At 65.2% G+C, this 14278-nt stretch carries 17 protein-coding genes; 6 read left to right on the top strand and 11 right to left on the bottom strand.

The window, feature by feature from the left end; translation table 11 throughout:
* Positions 1–885: an alpha/beta fold hydrolase gene (locus tag LHJ54_RS07110; protein ID WP_228244326.1), complete on the bottom strand. Its 885-nt coding sequence runs from the start codon at positions 883–885 to the stop codon at positions 1–3.
* Positions 886–981: 96 nt separating this feature from the next.
* Here LHJ54_RS07110 and LHJ54_RS07105 point away from each other — a divergent pair, with 96 nt between their 5' ends.
* Positions 982–2412, top strand: a complete 1431-nt coding sequence (locus LHJ54_RS07105) for a protein adenylyltransferase SelO family protein (protein WP_228243204.1) — start codon at positions 982–984, stop codon at positions 2410–2412.
* A 61-nt stretch (positions 2413–2473) separates the two neighbouring features.
* The gene (gene astD / locus LHJ54_RS07100) at positions 2474–3889 is read left to right on the top strand and encodes a succinylglutamate-semialdehyde dehydrogenase (RefSeq protein ID WP_373457060.1); all 1416 of its coding nucleotides are present in this window, start codon (positions 2474–2476) and stop codon (positions 3887–3889) included.
* 82 nt (positions 3890–3971) lie between these two features.
* On the opposite strand, the gene LHJ54_RS07095 is transcribed toward astD, so the two are convergent.
* Positions 3972–4433, bottom strand: a complete 462-nt coding sequence (locus tag LHJ54_RS07095) for a glycine zipper 2TM domain-containing protein (protein WP_277754033.1) — start codon at positions 4431–4433, stop codon at positions 3972–3974.
* A gap of 185 nt (positions 4434–4618) precedes the next feature.
* Between LHJ54_RS07095 and rarD the strand changes: the two genes are divergently transcribed.
* Positions 4619–5545: an EamA family transporter RarD gene (gene rarD, locus LHJ54_RS07090; protein ID WP_228243202.1), complete on the top strand. Its 927-nt coding sequence runs from the start codon at positions 4619–4621 to the stop codon at positions 5543–5545.
* On the opposite strand, the gene pyrC is transcribed toward rarD, so the two are convergent.
* Complete coding sequence (gene pyrC / locus LHJ54_RS07085) at positions 5532–6581, bottom strand: dihydroorotase (RefSeq protein ID WP_228243201.1); 1050 nt, start codon at positions 6579–6581, stop codon at positions 5532–5534. The genes rarD and pyrC overlap by 14 nt on opposite strands.
* A 38-nt stretch (positions 6582–6619) precedes the next feature.
* Here pyrC and LHJ54_RS07080 point away from each other — a divergent pair, with 38 nt between their 5' ends.
* Positions 6620–7357 carry a folate-binding protein YgfZ gene (locus LHJ54_RS07080; RefSeq protein WP_228243200.1) on the top strand — a complete coding sequence of 246 codons (738 nt, stop codon included), beginning with the start codon at positions 6620–6622 and terminating at the stop codon, positions 7355–7357.
* On the opposite strand, the gene LHJ54_RS07075 is transcribed toward LHJ54_RS07080, so the two are convergent.
* Positions 7354–7950, bottom strand: a complete 597-nt coding sequence (locus LHJ54_RS07075; protein ID WP_228243199.1) for a TetR/AcrR family transcriptional regulator — start codon at positions 7948–7950, stop codon at positions 7354–7356. The genes LHJ54_RS07080 and LHJ54_RS07075 overlap by 4 nt on opposite strands.
* Positions 7951–8039: 89 nt before the next feature.
* On the opposite strand from LHJ54_RS07075, the gene LHJ54_RS07070 reads away from it, so the two are divergent.
* A complete protein-coding gene (locus tag LHJ54_RS07070; protein ID WP_228243198.1) occupies positions 8040–8909 on the top strand; it encodes a metal-dependent hydrolase in 870 nt (289 codons plus the stop codon).
* A gap of 82 nt (positions 8910–8991) precedes the next feature.
* Here LHJ54_RS07070 and LHJ54_RS07065 read toward each other — a convergent pair whose 3' ends face one another.
* The 3 genes from LHJ54_RS07065 to rplU all read right to left on the bottom strand — a co-directional run bounded on the left by LHJ54_RS07065 (position 8992) and on the right by rplU (position 10519).
* On the bottom strand, positions 8992–9534 hold the full coding sequence (locus LHJ54_RS07065) for a GNAT family N-acetyltransferase (protein WP_228243197.1): 543 nt from the start codon (positions 9532–9534) through the stop codon (positions 8992–8994).
* Positions 9535–9733: 199 nt separating this feature from the next.
* Positions 9734–10003, bottom strand: coding sequence for a 50S ribosomal protein L27 (gene rpmA, locus LHJ54_RS07060; RefSeq protein ID WP_228243196.1), 270 nt, complete (start codon positions 10001–10003; stop codon positions 9734–9736).
* Between the two features lie 12 nt (positions 10004–10015).
* Positions 10016–10519 (bottom strand): 50S ribosomal protein L21, encoded by a 504-nt coding sequence (gene rplU / locus LHJ54_RS07055; RefSeq protein ID WP_228243195.1) that lies wholly within the window; start codon positions 10517–10519, stop codon positions 10016–10018.
* Positions 10520–10687: 168 nt separating this feature from the next.
* Here rplU and LHJ54_RS07050 point away from each other — a divergent pair, with 168 nt between their 5' ends.
* Positions 10688–11182, top strand: a complete 495-nt coding sequence (locus tag LHJ54_RS07050; protein WP_228243194.1) for a hypothetical protein — start codon at positions 10688–10690, stop codon at positions 11180–11182.
* A 7-nt stretch (positions 11183–11189) separates the two neighbouring features.
* Here LHJ54_RS07050 and LHJ54_RS07045 read toward each other — a convergent pair whose 3' ends face one another.
* From LHJ54_RS07045 to thrC, 4 genes are read right to left on the bottom strand one after another with little or no spacing between them, the layout of a single operon-like run.
* Positions 11190–11516 (bottom strand): Rossmann fold domain-containing protein, encoded by a 327-nt coding sequence (locus LHJ54_RS07045; RefSeq protein ID WP_228243193.1) that lies wholly within the window; start codon positions 11514–11516, stop codon positions 11190–11192.
* A gap of 12 nt (positions 11517–11528) precedes the next feature.
* Entirely contained in the window at positions 11529–11900 is a 372-nt protein-coding gene (locus LHJ54_RS07040; protein WP_228243192.1) for a dihydroneopterin aldolase, read from the bottom strand.
* 11 nt (positions 11901–11911) lie between these two features.
* Positions 11912–12802, bottom strand: a complete 891-nt coding sequence (locus LHJ54_RS07035) for a class I SAM-dependent methyltransferase (RefSeq protein ID WP_228243191.1) — start codon at positions 12800–12802, stop codon at positions 11912–11914.
* A complete protein-coding gene (thrC, locus tag LHJ54_RS07030) occupies positions 12802–14196 on the bottom strand; it encodes a threonine synthase (RefSeq protein WP_228243190.1) in 1395 nt (464 codons plus the stop codon). Before thrC ends, LHJ54_RS07035 begins: the two co-directional genes overlap by 1 nt.
* Positions 14197–14278 lie beyond the last annotated feature (82 nt).

Below are 14278 nucleotides of genomic sequence, written 5' to 3'. Positions count from 1 at the left end.
CTAGTCGAGCCGCGCCATGAATTCGCCAAGCGCGGACCTTACGCACGGCTCGTCCAGGGTCGGTGCATGCCCGATCTCCGGCACGCTCACCACAGCGGCCTGAGGCGCACGGGCGCGCATTTCGGCAAAGGTGGCTTGCGAAAGAAGGTTGGACAGTTCCCCGCGGATCAGCATCAGCGGCCTTTGCGCCAGCGCATCGAAGCCGGGCCACAGATCGGCAGGGGCAGCAGCCTGGTCCCCGTCGGCCGCCCGCAGCGGCTCGGCGATGCTCATGTCGTAGTCGTGAGCGATCCGTCCGTTGCCGCACAGCGTCATCGTGCGCTTGGCCATCTGCAGCCAATCGTCGAGGTCGAAGCCGGGATAAGCTGCCTTGTGCAGTTCCTCCAGCGCGCGGGCAGCATGGATCCAGGTGGGGTAGCTGCCGCCTTGTCCCACGTAGTCCATGATCCGCTCCAGCCCGGCGGGGTCGACCACCGGCCCGATGTCGTTGAGCACCGCAGCCGCGATCGGTGCGGGATCATGCATCGCCTGAACCATGGTCATCAACCCGCCCATCGAGGTGCCGATGGCTACATACCGGTCGATCCCCTCCTGCTCTCGCAGCGCGTTCAGGTCGGCGACGTACTGACCCACATTGTAGGTTGCGGCGTCCCGCGCATATTCGCTGTCGCCGCGCCCGCGCATCTCGGGCACCAGGATACGTCGGCCCGTCGGCGCCAGAAACTCGGCCAGATCGGCAAAGTCGCGCGCGTTGCGGGTGAGCCCGTGCAAGCAGATCACGGGAGCACGCTCCCCCGCGGCCACAGCGGCAGGGTAGTCGCGAAAATGCAGGCGCAGGCCGTCCGCGCTGGTCCAATGGCGATCGGCATAAGTTTGTTCGGAAATGACGGCGTGCCTCCCCTGACGCGGTTCGCCTCGCGTTCTGCCGTGGCAGCGCACCGGTTGCAACCCGGGCGTGCAACCTCCAAGGCTTTCTCCACCATGCGCTCCGAACCAGCATCCGCGTCCTTTCGGCCCGAGGCGCCCCTTGCCGCCATGGCCGACTGGCTGGCAGACCCGGTGGTTCCGGCTGAATTTCCCGAGGCGCGCCTGCGACTGAGGAACGATCGCTGGGCAGGAACGGTGGGTCTTGCAGCTTTCCCGGACGAGGAATGGCTGAACCATTTCGCCCGCTTCAAACCCCTGCCCGGCAGCCTGCCGCAGCCGCTGGCCCTGCGCTATCACGGACATCAATTCCGGGTGTACAACCCGGAGATCGGGGACGGCCGTGGCTTCTTGTTCGCCCAGTTGCGCGATGGCGCCGGGCGGCTGCTGGATCTGGGCACCAAGGGGTCTGGCCGGACCCCGTATTCCCGCACAGCGGACGGGAGGCTGACGCTGCAAGGCGCCGTACGCGAATGGCTGGCGACGGAACGACTGGAGGCGCTGGGTGTCGACACGTCCAAGACCTTTTCGATCATCGAAACCGGAGAAGCGCTGGAACGCCATGACGAGCCGTCGCCCACCCGCGCCGCGGTCCTCACACGCCTCAGCCACGGCCACATCCGCATCGGCACTTTTCAGCGGCTGCTGGCGCTGGAAGAGGAAGCGCACATGCACCAGCTGGTCGGCTATTGCCTCAATCACTTCCCCGGCCCGCCGCCACCCGCCGACGCCCCCGGCCGCGACCAGCCGGCGGTGCAGCTGCTGCATCAGGTGGTCGAGCGGCTGGCCGACCTAGCCGCCAGCTACATGGTGGCGGGCTTCGTCCACGGTGTCCTCAACACGGACAACATGAACATCAGCGGGGAAAGCTTCGACTATGGCCCCTGGCGTTTTCTGCCGCAGTGGGAGCCGGGCTTCACAGCCGCCTATTTCGATCACGCCGGTCTCTACGCGTTCGGGCGCCAACCGGAAGCTATCCACTGGAATTGCGGTCAGCTGGCGGTGGCGCTGCGCCTGATTGCCGACGCGCCGCCGCTGATCGCAGCGCTTGATCGGTTCGCTCCGCTGTATTGGATCCATCTGGGTCGCCGTTGGTGCTGGCGATTGGGACTGCAATCGCGCGGTGCTGAGGCGGATACCGCGCTTGCGGCGGCGTGCGCGGCACAGATGCGTGACAGCGGGGAAGCGCCAGACAGCTTTTTCTGGCGGCACCGCTTTGGCGAGGCGGCGCAAGGTGCGGTGAAGGAGGCGATGAGTGGCTATGTTCGCCAACATCAGGTGACGGACGCGGCGGACTTCGACCCTCCAGCCTTGCCGTACGAGGAGGTGCAGCGTCTGTGGAACGCCATTGCCAATGGCGATGACTGGCACCCGCTGCACGACCATGTCGCGCGGACCCGCAGGATGGGTGCGCTGCTGGGCGAACCACCGGCACCGGCCGGGCACCTGCCCCCTTGCGACGCTGTTGATCAGCCGGCGGAACGGTGAGTTTATGCTGGTCAGACCCGACGCGGCCGTGCCATGCGACCGTCGCTGAAAACATGAAGGAATGATCTTGGGCGAGGAACTTGTTTCCGTTGAACCTGCAACGGGAAATATCATGTGGCGCGGCGTCGCAGGCGACGTGGATGTGACGGTTGATCGTGCACGGCAGGGTTTCCGCCGCTGGGCGATGGAGCCGCTCGCCCGCCGGATGGAACTGCTTCGCCGGTTCGTGAACGTGGTGCGCAAGCACGACGGCGCGTTTGCCGAATTGATCGCCCGCGAGACGGGAAAGCCCCTGTGGGAAGCGCGGACCGAAGTCGCCGCGGTCATGGGGAAGGTAGAAATTTCCATCACCGCCTATGCCGAACGCACCGGTTTCACCCGGCGCGACGTGGACCTGGGCGGCAGCATGAGCCTGCGCCATAAGCCGCATGGCGTCATGGCCGTGCTTGGCCCCTACAACTTTCCCGCGCATCTGCCCAATGGCCACATCGTTCCCGCGCTGATCGCCGGAAACTCGATTATCCTCAAACCGAGCGAGAAAACCCCTGCCGTGGCCGACTTCCTTGTGCGCTGCTTCCACGAGGCGGGGATTGCCGACGATGTGGTGCAGTGCCTGCATGGCGGGCCTGACGCGGGCAAGGCGCTCGTCGCGCACGAGGATGTGAACGGGGTTCTGTTCACCGGTTCCGCCCGGGCCGGAATTGCCATCAATCGCAAGCTGGCCAGCAACCCGGCCAAGATCGTGGCGCTGGAAATGGGCGGCAATAATCCGATAGTTGCGCTGCCCACTCCGCTGATCGCGGACGCTGCGGCAACGGTCATCCAGTCCGCCTTCATGACATCCGGCCAGCGCTGTACCGCAGCGCGGCGTCTGATCGTCGTCGATCGCTTCTATGACGACCTCGTCCCGGCAGTGAAGGCGTTGGCGGACCGGCTGATCGTCGATGAACCCTTTGCCAATCCGCAGCCTTTCATGGGTCCAGTCATCGACAACGCCGCCGCCGACCAGCTGGGTGACGCCTTTCTTGAACTGATGAGCCGGGGCGGTCGGCCGCTGAGCCACTTGCGCCGGCCTGACCCGAACCTGCCGCTGCTGGAACCAGGCATAATCGACGTCACGACCCTGGAGGAACGCCCCGACGTCGAGCTGTTCGGCCCGCTCCTGCAGGTGGTGCGCGTTGCTGATCTCGACGAGGCAATCGCCGAAGCGAACGCCACCCGCTACGGGCTGTCGGCTTCGCTGATTGGTGGTTCCCCTGAAGATTACGAGCGGTTCTGGCTGGAGGTGAACGCCGGGATCATCAACTGGAACAAGCCCACCAATGGCGCCTCATCCGCCGCTCCGTTCGGCGGCATCGGCTTGTCCGGCAACCACCGGCCTGCCGCTTTCTACGCGGCTGACTACTGTGCCTATCCCGTGGCCAGTAACACGCAGGAGCAGCCACGCGCGGCGATCGCCATGGGCCTGCGCGACTGACCAAAGAAAAAGCGCCTCCCGCTGTCTGTGACAGTCGAGAGGCGCTTCCCGCGGCCGTGGGTGGGCACGGCCGAAGCTTGTCTTATCGGCAGCGAGTGCGGCTCATGACCTCCTTGCCGAGGATGGCGCCACCGGCCGCCCCAAGGATGGTGCCGAGCGACCGGTCGCCACGGCCATCGATCTCGCGGCCCAGGATCGCACCGGCCGCGCCGCCGACGATCAGACCGATCGTGCCATCCGTCTTGCGGCAGCGATAGGAACCATCGCGATCCTGCCATACACGGGTGTTGCGTGACACGGGTTCGTCATAGACCCGCCGGCCGCGGTCGTTGTAACGATCATAGCGGTCGTAGCGGCTCTGCTCGTAACGTCCCTGGCGCTTGCGCTTGTGCTCGAAGTTCATCTGCTGCCAGTCGGCCGCGGTGGCGAAGCTGGTCTGCGATGCAGCGTTGAAATTGAGCGGGGCGGCGGTGGCGGGAACACTCAGGCCCAAGGTTGCGACAGCCAAGGCGGAGGCGGCGAATGTCTTTGCAAGCGTAATCATTATCGAACCTTTCTATTCCTCCCGTTCGAACCATCCCACCTGATTCGTCCGATACGTTCATGTTTAAGGTTCGCTTCCTGAACGCTCTGCAACACTGCTGTCAGAAAAGACGCTTTTTGGATGGCGGAGCGTCAGTTCATCTACCCAGATGCTCGCATCATCGGAAAAGCGGGCTAGGAGCAGCCATGCGCAACGCGGCCCACAGTCTCGAACGGTCAGGATATGCGGCGGCGCTGGGCGCCTACCTGATCTGGGGATTCCTGCCGCTCTACCTCCTTCTGGTACGCAGCGTCCCTCCCTTCGAATTCGTCGGGTGGCGGATTATCTTCACCCTGCCGATCTGCCTCGCCATTGTGGCTGCCAGGCGGCAGGTTCCGGTCTTGCGGGAAGCCTTGCGGCAGCCGCGCGTGATCGCGTGGCTTTGCACCAGCGCTCTGCTGATAGGGGCAAACTGGCTGGTTTATGTCTGGGCCATACAGGCAGGTCACGTGTTCGCCGCCAGCCTTGGCTATTACATCAACCCGTTGCTCAACGTGCTGCTCGGCACGGTTTTCCTAAAGGAGCGACTGACCCGGCTGCAATGGGGCGCGGTGGCACTGGCGACGGCAGGAGTGGGCATTCTGGCGTTCGAGACGCTCGCAATGCTGGGCATCAGCCTGGCACTCGCGTTCAGCTTCGCGTTGTATGGCCTTGTCCGCAAACAGGTTCCGGTCGGCTCGCTGCCGGGCCTCACCATCGAATCGGCACTGCTGATTGTCCCGGCCGCCGGTATCGCCTGGTTCTATGCAGCAACCCCGCAGGGTTCGTCGTTCGGCAGCGATGCGGGCCTCAGCCTCGCGATCATACTGGGCGGAGTTGTCACCGCCGTGCCGCTGCTGCTGTTCGCGCTGGCCGCCCGGCGCCTGCCTTATTCGACGCTCGGCTTTGTTCAGTTTCTCGCGCCAACCATCGTATTCCTGTTGGGGCTGTTCGTGTTCAGGGAGCCGCTGAGACCCGTGCAGCTCGTCTGCTTCCTGTTCATCTGGAGCGCGGCGGCGCTGTTCGCGTGGGATCTGCTTGCCCGCCGGCGCATGGCCGCGCTGGAGGAAAAGCGGCGGCTCACGGTGTCCTGACGCGCCAGCGCAGGCTCTCACCCGCATGGAATGGCACCAGCGCGCAGTCGGGACCGGCAAGAGTATCAGGCACTCGCGTCTCCGCCCGTTCAAGAGTCACGCGCTCGTCATTCACAGGCAGGCGATAAAATGCCGCGCCGTGGACGCTGGCAAACCCCTCGAGCTGATCCAGCGCACCCTCTTCCTCGAACACGGTGGCATAGCTTTCAAGGGCATGGGGCGCGTTGAAGATCCCTGCGCAGCCACAGCCACTTTCCTTGGCGGACTGCGGGTGCGGTGCGCTGTCGGTGCCGAGGAAATACTTCGGCGAGCCTGATGTTGCCGCCGCGCGCAGCGCCAGCCGGTGTTCCTCCCGCTTGGCCACCGGCAGGCAATAGGCATGGGGGCGCAGGCCGCCGGCAAAGATGGCGTTGCGGTTGATGTGCAGGTGCTGGGGCGTGATGGTGGCCGCCACATTCGCGCTGGCGCTGTTCACGAACTGCACGGCCTGGCTGGTCGTCGCGTGCTCGAACACGATGCGCAGTTCCGGCAGACGGCGGACCAGCGGCTCCAGAACGCGGTCGATGAACACCGCCTCCCGGTCGAAAATGTCGACATCCCCGTCCGTTACCTCCCCATGCACGCAGAACGTCATGCCGATCTGCGCCATGCGTTCGAGAACCGCCATGATGTTGCCGATGTCGGTGACGCCGCTGGCCGAATTGGTGGTGGCGCCCGCGGGATAGAGCTTTGCAGCGGTGAACACGCCCTCGGCAAAGCCGCGCGCTACCTCCTCTGGCGAAGTCTCGTCGGTGAGGTAACAGGTCATCAGCGGGGTGAAGTCCGTCTCCGCCGGGAGCGCCGCCATGATTCGCGCGCGATAAGCCGCCGCTGCCGCAACGCTTGTCACCGGCGGAACCAGGTTGGGCATGACAATGGCGCGGCCGAACACGCGCGCTGTATAGGGAAGCACCGCCTGCAGCATGGCGCCGTCGCGAAGATGCAGGTGCCAATCGTCGGGGCGGCGGATTGTCAAAAGGCCGGGCGTATCGGTCATGGCTTTGCCTATGCCGTGCCTGCCCCTATCTGTCATCCATGTCGACGAACCTCCTGCACCGCGCGTTGATCCGCCTCTCTGCTCTGGCAGAGGAGGAAAGTGTCAGGTCCTTTCTGCAAGGGCTCGTCACGAACGATGTGTCGGGCGCGTTGCCGGTCTATGCCGGCCTGCTCAGCGCCCAGGGCAAGACGCTGTTCGACTTCATTGTCTGGGCCGATGGCGCCGATCTGCTGCTCGATTGCGAGGCGGAGGTGGTGGACGAACTGGTCAGGCGGCTTTCGCTGTATCGCCTGCGCCGCCGCATCGGCATCGAGCGCGACAGGGCCTTGTCAGTTCAATGGAGCAAGGATCCGGTTGACGGCGCCGTCGCCGACCCACGCCTGGTCGATTTGGGGTGGCGCTGGATCGCGCCTGTTGAATCGCAGCAGGCAGGAGCGGACAGCGATTGGCTGAACCATCGACTTTCGCTGGGTGTGCCGGAAGGGCGCGCAGAATTGGGCGACGTCCTGTGGCTGGAAACGAACGCCGCGGAACTGAACGGCGTTTCGTTTACCAAGGGCTGCTACGTTGGGCAGGAAAACACCGCACGGATGAACTGGCGGCAAAAGGTGAACCGGCGGCTGGTCGTTGTTCCCTTGTCCTTATCGGATGAACAGCGCAGAAAGGCAGCCTATCCCGAACTGGGGCTGGCGGTGGATCACCGGAAGGTCGAGGACATGGCGGCACTGACCCTGCCACGATGGCAGGCCGCCGCCCTTGCCGTCCCAACGTCCTAAACGGAGACGCTCGCCACAGACGCGTCCAGAATTGCCTCGGCCCGCCGCCTTGCCGTATCGCGTGGCAGGCCGAGCGACTTGGCAAGCGCTCCGCCCATCATCGCATCGCCCATTGCCAGCAGGACTAGGTGCAGGGTCTCTTCGTGCACGGCAGCGATGCCCGGCACGTGACTTGCCTCCTGCGTGGAGGAGATTTCATCGACCAGTTCATGGATCGTCTCCACAATGGGGTCGAGCGCGTCCTCGTTCCCCGTCAGCAGCATCCATCCCGCCAGCGCGCCGGCACCTTCGCGATCAAATGCATCAAAGGTCAGGTCGACCACCTCGCGCGGAGAACCGAGGCCAGCCCGGCTGTCTGTAACCGCCTGCCTTATGGTGCCACAGACTGTTCTGGCGAGGTAGGCGGCCAACGCCTTTTGCAGACCGGCCGCCGAACCGAAGTGATGAAGGAGATTGGCATGGGTGCGGCCGATCCGCGCGCCCACCGCTTTCAACGTCACCGCCTGCGGCCCGGCCTCGATCAGAAGGGCTCGTGCCGCTTCAAGCGCCTGATGGCGCAGTTCGTCGGGGTTGAGGCGCCTGCGGGGATCCATGCTTGTGCCCTAGCGCGCCCGGCCCCGCATTGACAAGCGAGCGAGCGCGCTGTACTTACATCAATGTCAACAACGATGCGAGATGTACCGTGAACGCGCCAACCTCCTTTGATCGCACGGGCACACCTACTCCGGCGGACCTCACACTGACCATCCGGGACGAACGGTTCAACCGCGGCTCGTCACCAGCGCGCTGGTGGGCCGGTGAACCTTTCGGAACCGCATGGCACAATGCGCTGTCCGCCACTTTCCCGCGCGGAGAAGCCTTCTTCATCGAGGCGGTCAAGGCTCACCGCGATGGCGCTCCGCCAAAGCTGGAGGCGGAGATCCGCGCCTTCGTGCGGCAGGAAATCAACCACACACGCGAACACATCGCCTTCAACCGGCTGGCGGCGGACAGCGGGTATGACATGGCGAAGATCGACAGACGGACAGCAGACCTGCTGGCGCTGACCGACAATCGCCCGGCGATCGGCAAATTGGCCGTGACCATGGCACTGGAGCACTTCACCGCTCTGTTCGCGCACGAGTTTCTCACCAATCCACAGCACTTCGCCACCGCCGATCCCGAGGTACGCCGCATGTGGGAATGGCACGCGGTGGAAGAGGTTGAGCACAAGGGCGTCGCGTTCGACACCTGGAACCACGCGACCCGGCAATGGAGTGCGTGGCAGCGGTGGAAGGTGCGCAGCCTCGTGATGATCGTGGTGACGCGCCGGTTCTTCACCAACCGCTGGATCGACGCGATGGACCTTCTGGCACAGGATGGGATTACTGGCTGGAAGGCACGGATCGGTCTGGCGAGATATCTGCTGGTCAGCCCCGGCGTGGTGCGGCGGATCTTCCCGGCATGGCTCAGCTATTTCAGGCCGGGCTTTCACCCGTGGGATCACGACGATCGGGAACTCATCGGCAAGTATCAGGGCGATTTTCCAGACGCGCTGTTGCCGGCAGGCTAGCCTTCTGCACCTGCAGGTAAAGGCGCGTGCTGCCCGGGCGAGCCGGATCGAGTTACCGCCCCATCCGGCGCGCTGGCGCGGTTCAGGCCGCCCGCGGAAGGCAATTGCCCGGTGCGCGGCAGTCTGTCAGCGCAACGGCGTAGCACACTGACGGGTGGGCGCCTGCACGCGCCCGGCTGAAGCTTGGGCGCACCTCGCCGGTGGGCTGGAAGCCAGCCTTGATCAACACCCTGCCCGATGCGGGATTGTCCGAGAAATGTTCCGCCACGAGCCGGCGATGACCCAACGTGCGCGCCACTTCCATCAGGCCAAGCACGGCCTCGGTGGCATAGCCGCGCCCTTGGAACTCGGCGGCGATCCAGTAACCGAGGGAAGGGTCGTTCCGGCTGTCGAGGCCAAGCCCGGCACCGCCGATGAGGCCGGTGCCGGGCAAAGTGAGGACGAAGTGCGGGAGCCGCTTATCCTGCGCGGCACCCGCGAACGTCTTCGCATCATCCTGTGTGTACGGCCAGGGGGCAGAGGCAAGATTGCACACGATCTCCTTCCGCGCGATGGCGGCATGGATCGCCGCTGCATCTTCGGGGAACGCGGGCCGCAGAAACAGCCTCTGGGTGCGGTGAAACATCGTCGTCACTCCCTCGATCCATGCGGCCCGCCTCCTATCGAAGCCGCATGACAATTAAGTGGCGGCGGAGGCACAATCCGCCGGTGAACGAGGGAGAAACGGCAAGAGGGAGACGGGTCGGCCCCATCTCCCTCTTGATCTGCCGGTCGGACCGGCTGGGACCATCCCGTCTGGATGATCCCGTCAGCGAATCATCCGGTTATTCGGCGGCCTGCGACATCGGCTCCACCGACACAAACTGTCGGTCAAGTCGGCCCTTGTGGAAGCGCACAATACCGTCGGTCAGCGCGAACAGGGTGTGGTCCTTGCCCATGCCGACGTTGGTGCCCGGGTAGAACTTCGTGCCCCGCTGGCGCACGAGGATGTTGCCGGCAATCACGTCCTGACTGCCGAACTTCTTCACGCCAAGGCGGCGGCCTGCCGAATCGCGACCGTTGCGCGAAGAACCGCCTGCTTTCTTGTGTGCCATCGTTCCTGATCCTTACTTCTTGTCCGCGTCCGTCGCAGGCCTGCTGGCCGCGGCGGTCTTTTTCGGAGCAGCCTTCTTCGCCTTCGGCTCGGCCGCTGCGACCGGAGTGTCCGTTGCTGTCTGAGCAGTATCGGCCGACTCGGTCACGCCTGCGTCTGGCGCTGCTTCTGTCGACGCTGCGCTGGCGCGAGGAGCGGCCGCAGCAGCATCATAACGATCGTCGCCAACCTGCACGATCCTCAGCAGGGTCAATTGCTGCCGATGCCCGTTCTTGCGGCGGTAGTTGTGCCGGCGACGCTTCTTGAAGACGATCACCTTTTCGCCCTTGGCCTGCGCGATGATCTCGGCAGACACCGTCGTCTCGGCCGCATTGAGCAGCGAGTCGCCATTGCCGGCGAGCAGGACGTCGCCGAGCGTGATGGTTTCCCCGGCCTCACCCGCCAGCTTCTCGACGGCGATCTTGTCTCCGGCGGCAACCCGGTACTGCTTGCCGCCAGTGCGCACTACTGCGAACATGCTTCTGTCACTTCCAATCTGTAGTATCGCCATCTTTAAGACGGCACAACGAGGCGGCCCTGTCACAGGGTCACCCGAAAGTCGAACCCAGTTATGTTAGCCCGCCCGATAAGTCAACCGGTGGTGCGGCTCTGGCAAATCGGATGTTTGCTGGTATGTCGGCACTCGATGCGCCGGGTCCATGCCATATGCCTTCCCTTGTTGCTGATCGCCTGCGCGAGCACGGGGGACGGATACCCTTCTCTAGCCCTGCGTCCTGAAGAGCGCGGGGTTCAGGCGGTTTCGACAGCCGGGCTGGCGCTGCCCGATCCGTCCCCGCCATCCGCCGCCGTTCTCGGCCGCATCGCGGCCGCCGTCGAGGCAGCGGGTTTAGCCAACCGGCGCTTCAACGCGGCGCTGCCAGTCGCACGGAGAGAGGTCGCGGCGGGCCGCGGGGCAGGGGTGGACAGCACCGCCTATGCCGCTGCGCAGGTGGCACTGGGTAATCTCCAGTCCATCAGCAGCGGAACGGCTTTCGCGCTGGCTGATCTTGATGCGCTGCTGGCCACACGCAGCAACGATCTCCAGACGACCGCTGCCGTTGCCGAGGCGCAGGCGCAGGTCGCCGCGCTGTTGGCCGGGGAAGTGGCGGCGATCGAGACGCTGGAGCGCAGTTTGCGGTGACTGCTGGCTAGCGGCCGAGCTGGAAATTGACAGGAAAGTACTGCCCGGTAACACCGGGGGCCATCCTCAGGTACGCCGCAAACTCTTCCGCTTTAGCCGCATCATTGCACCCGACGAGGTTCACCCGCGCCGGCGCGGCTTCCCGGGCCAGTGTCCGCGCGGCGGCCAGCCGCCAGTCGGCATGGGTATGGTCCGCTTCGGGCAGCAGGATCAGGAGCGCGCGATCCGCTCCGCCCAGCCGCCGGATTTGGTCGCGCGCCCGGTCAAGCCAGTGCGCATGGAACGTCGCCGCAGCATCGGTCGGCCCCGGCGGCAGGTCAGCAATGGCCAGCACCGCCTGCACCGGTCACTGCCGCTCGCGCCGCAGGGTTATGCCGATCTTTTCCCCCGCCTCCGCAATGGCGAGCTTGACGATCTTTACCGTCACCGCCGTGACACGGCGGTCCTGGAGGAACAGGGTGTCGCAGATGTGGTCCGCCACCGCCTCGATCAGTTTGAAGTGGACACCCGGCGGCAAAGCCTGCGTGGCGGCAAACTTCAGGTCCATGTAATTCTTGCTGGCAGCCAGCGGAGTATCCGGTTCGTACCGGCTGGCCGCGGTCATTTCTGCCGCAACAGAGATTCGCAGCGGCTGCGGCTTGCCCGTTTCTTCCGAATAGATGCCGGTCAGGACATCAACCTCGAGGTCGGCGACTTCAAGCAGGAGCGAATCGGACATCGGCGAGGTCCTTAGCCCGGATTCGACCAGCGCGCGAAGATGGCTGTCGGCAGCAGGCGCGATCCCTCCCCCGTTTCTGCCACCGCAATTTCGCCATGCTCCACTTGGCCGGGCAATCCCGCGAACGCCTCCTGAAGCAGGCCGCCCAGCGCAAGACTGCTCATCCGGACGGCGTAAACGGTCAGGAACAGAAAGCGGCTGTCTCCATCCAGCAGGCGGCGGCAGTCCGCGATCAGGCCAGGCAATCCTTCTTCCAGCCGCCAGACTTCGCCATCGGGACCGCGCCCGAACTTCGGCGGGTCCAGGATGATGCCGTCATAGCGCCGCCCCCGCCTTACCTCGCGCGCGGCGAACTTCGCAGCGTCGTCGATCAGCCAGCGGGTCGGGCGATCGGCCATGCCGGACAGTTCCGTGTTGACACGCGCCTGAGCCACGGATTTCTTCGACGCGTCGACATGGGTGACGGGCCCGCATTCGCTGAGCGCGAGGCTGCCGACGCCGGTATAGCCGAACAGGTTCAATGTCTGTGCGTCCTGCCGTCCGCCAAGTTGCGCGCGCATCCAGTCCCAGACAGGCGCCATGTCGGGGAAGAAGCCGAGATGGCGAAACGGGGTGCATTGCGCGGTGAAGCGGATGTCGCGCCAGCTCAGCGGCCAGCCATCCGCCGGCACCTTGCCCGACATAACCCAGCGGCCGCCGCCATCTTCGTCGGACCCGGGCACGAACTCGCCATGGGCGTCCCAACCGTCATGACGGGGCGACCACATGGCCTGCGGTTCCGGACGGATAAAGCGATACGGGCCGTAGGCTTCCCACTTGCGCCCCGCACCGCTGTCCAGGAGACGGTAATCTGCCCACCCCTGCCCCACCATCAGCAGAGGATCGCGGACAAGCTGCGCCATCAGTGCCGCCCGTTTTCTGCGATGTAGTGCGCGACTGCCGCGTAATCGTTCGGCAACCGGGTGCAGCGCTCTGCCCGCGCGAACAGATCGCCCAGCCGTGCCGGCAGGCGCGGTCGCTGCCCCGTGGCGCGTTCAACCGCGTCCCGGAATTTCGCCGGGTGAGCGGTGGCGAGCGTGACGATTGGCACGTCGGCGGGGCAATGCTGCTGGCGCGCGGCGTGAAGGCCGACTGCCGTGTGCGGATCGATCAGAACGCCGGCGCACTCCCACGCCCAGCGCATCCCCTCCGCCGCCTCGTCTTCCGAGGCGCGGCAACTCGTGAACACTCGGTCGATCATGCGCCTCTGCCCGCTGGTGAGGCTCGCAGCGCCGGTGCCTTCAAACTGCTCAAGCTGCCCGCGCGTCACCGCGCCGTCGCGTCCGCCCGCATCGAACAGCAGCCGCTCGAAATTGGAGCTGACCTGGATGTCCATCGACGGGCTGCTGGTCGGCTGCAGATCGCCCCGCGCATACTCTCCCCCGGTCAGCGCACGATGAAGAATGTCGTTGATGTTTGTCGCCACCACCAGGCGATGCAGCGGCAGCCCCATCCGATGCGCGACGTAGCCGGCGTAGGCATCGCCGAAATTGCCGGTTGGTACGCTGAAAGCGACGGGGCGAGCCGGTCCGCCGAGCTGCACTGCGGCGGCGAAGTAATACACGACCTGTGCCATCAACCGCGCCCAGTTGATCGAATTCACCGCCCCCAGGTTCAGGCTGCGCGTCAGGTCGGCATCGGAAAACATCCGCTTCACCATGGCCTGCACGTCGTCGAAACTGCCCTGGACGGCGATGTTGTGAACGTTGGGTGCCAGCACCGTAGTCATCTGGCGCCGCTGCACATCGCTGATCCGGTCGGCCGGGTGAAGCATGAAGATGTCCACATGTTCCCGCCCTGCCACGGCATCAATGGCGGCCGAGCCGGTGTCACCGCTGGTTGCGCCGATGATGGTCAGATGGCGATGGCTGCGAGCAAGAAAGGTTTCGAACAACAGGCCGACCAGCTGCAGCGCAATGTCCTTGAACGCGAGCGTCGGGCCCCGTGTGAGATCTAGCAGCCAGCGCTGCTCGTCAAGCTGTGCCAGCGGCGCGACGGCGGGGTGTGCGAAAGCATGATAGGCGCGTTCGCACAAGGCCAGCAGCTGAGCCGGCGACAACGTGTCCCCGACGAAGGGGCGCATGACACGCGCGCCAAGTTCGGGATAGGGCAGGCCCGCCAGCGACCGGATTTCTTCGGGCGTCAGGCGCGGCCACGTCTGAGGCACATACAGGCCTCCGTCGGGTGCCAGTCCCTGCAGCGTCACCGCCTCGAAATCGAGCGCGGGCGAACCGCCGCGGGTGGAAACATACTGCATCACCCCGCGGGTAGCCGCTCAGTCAGTCAGGGGCAATACGGCCCGCCAATGCCTGCCGGGCCGGAGATGTGGAGCGCAGGCG

The sequence above is a fragment of the Porphyrobacter sp. GA68 genome, assembly GCF_022605525.1.
Classification (GTDB): Bacteria; Pseudomonadota; Alphaproteobacteria; order Sphingomonadales; family Sphingomonadaceae; genus Qipengyuania_B.
This window is presented reverse-complemented; position numbering and strand designations above follow the sequence as displayed.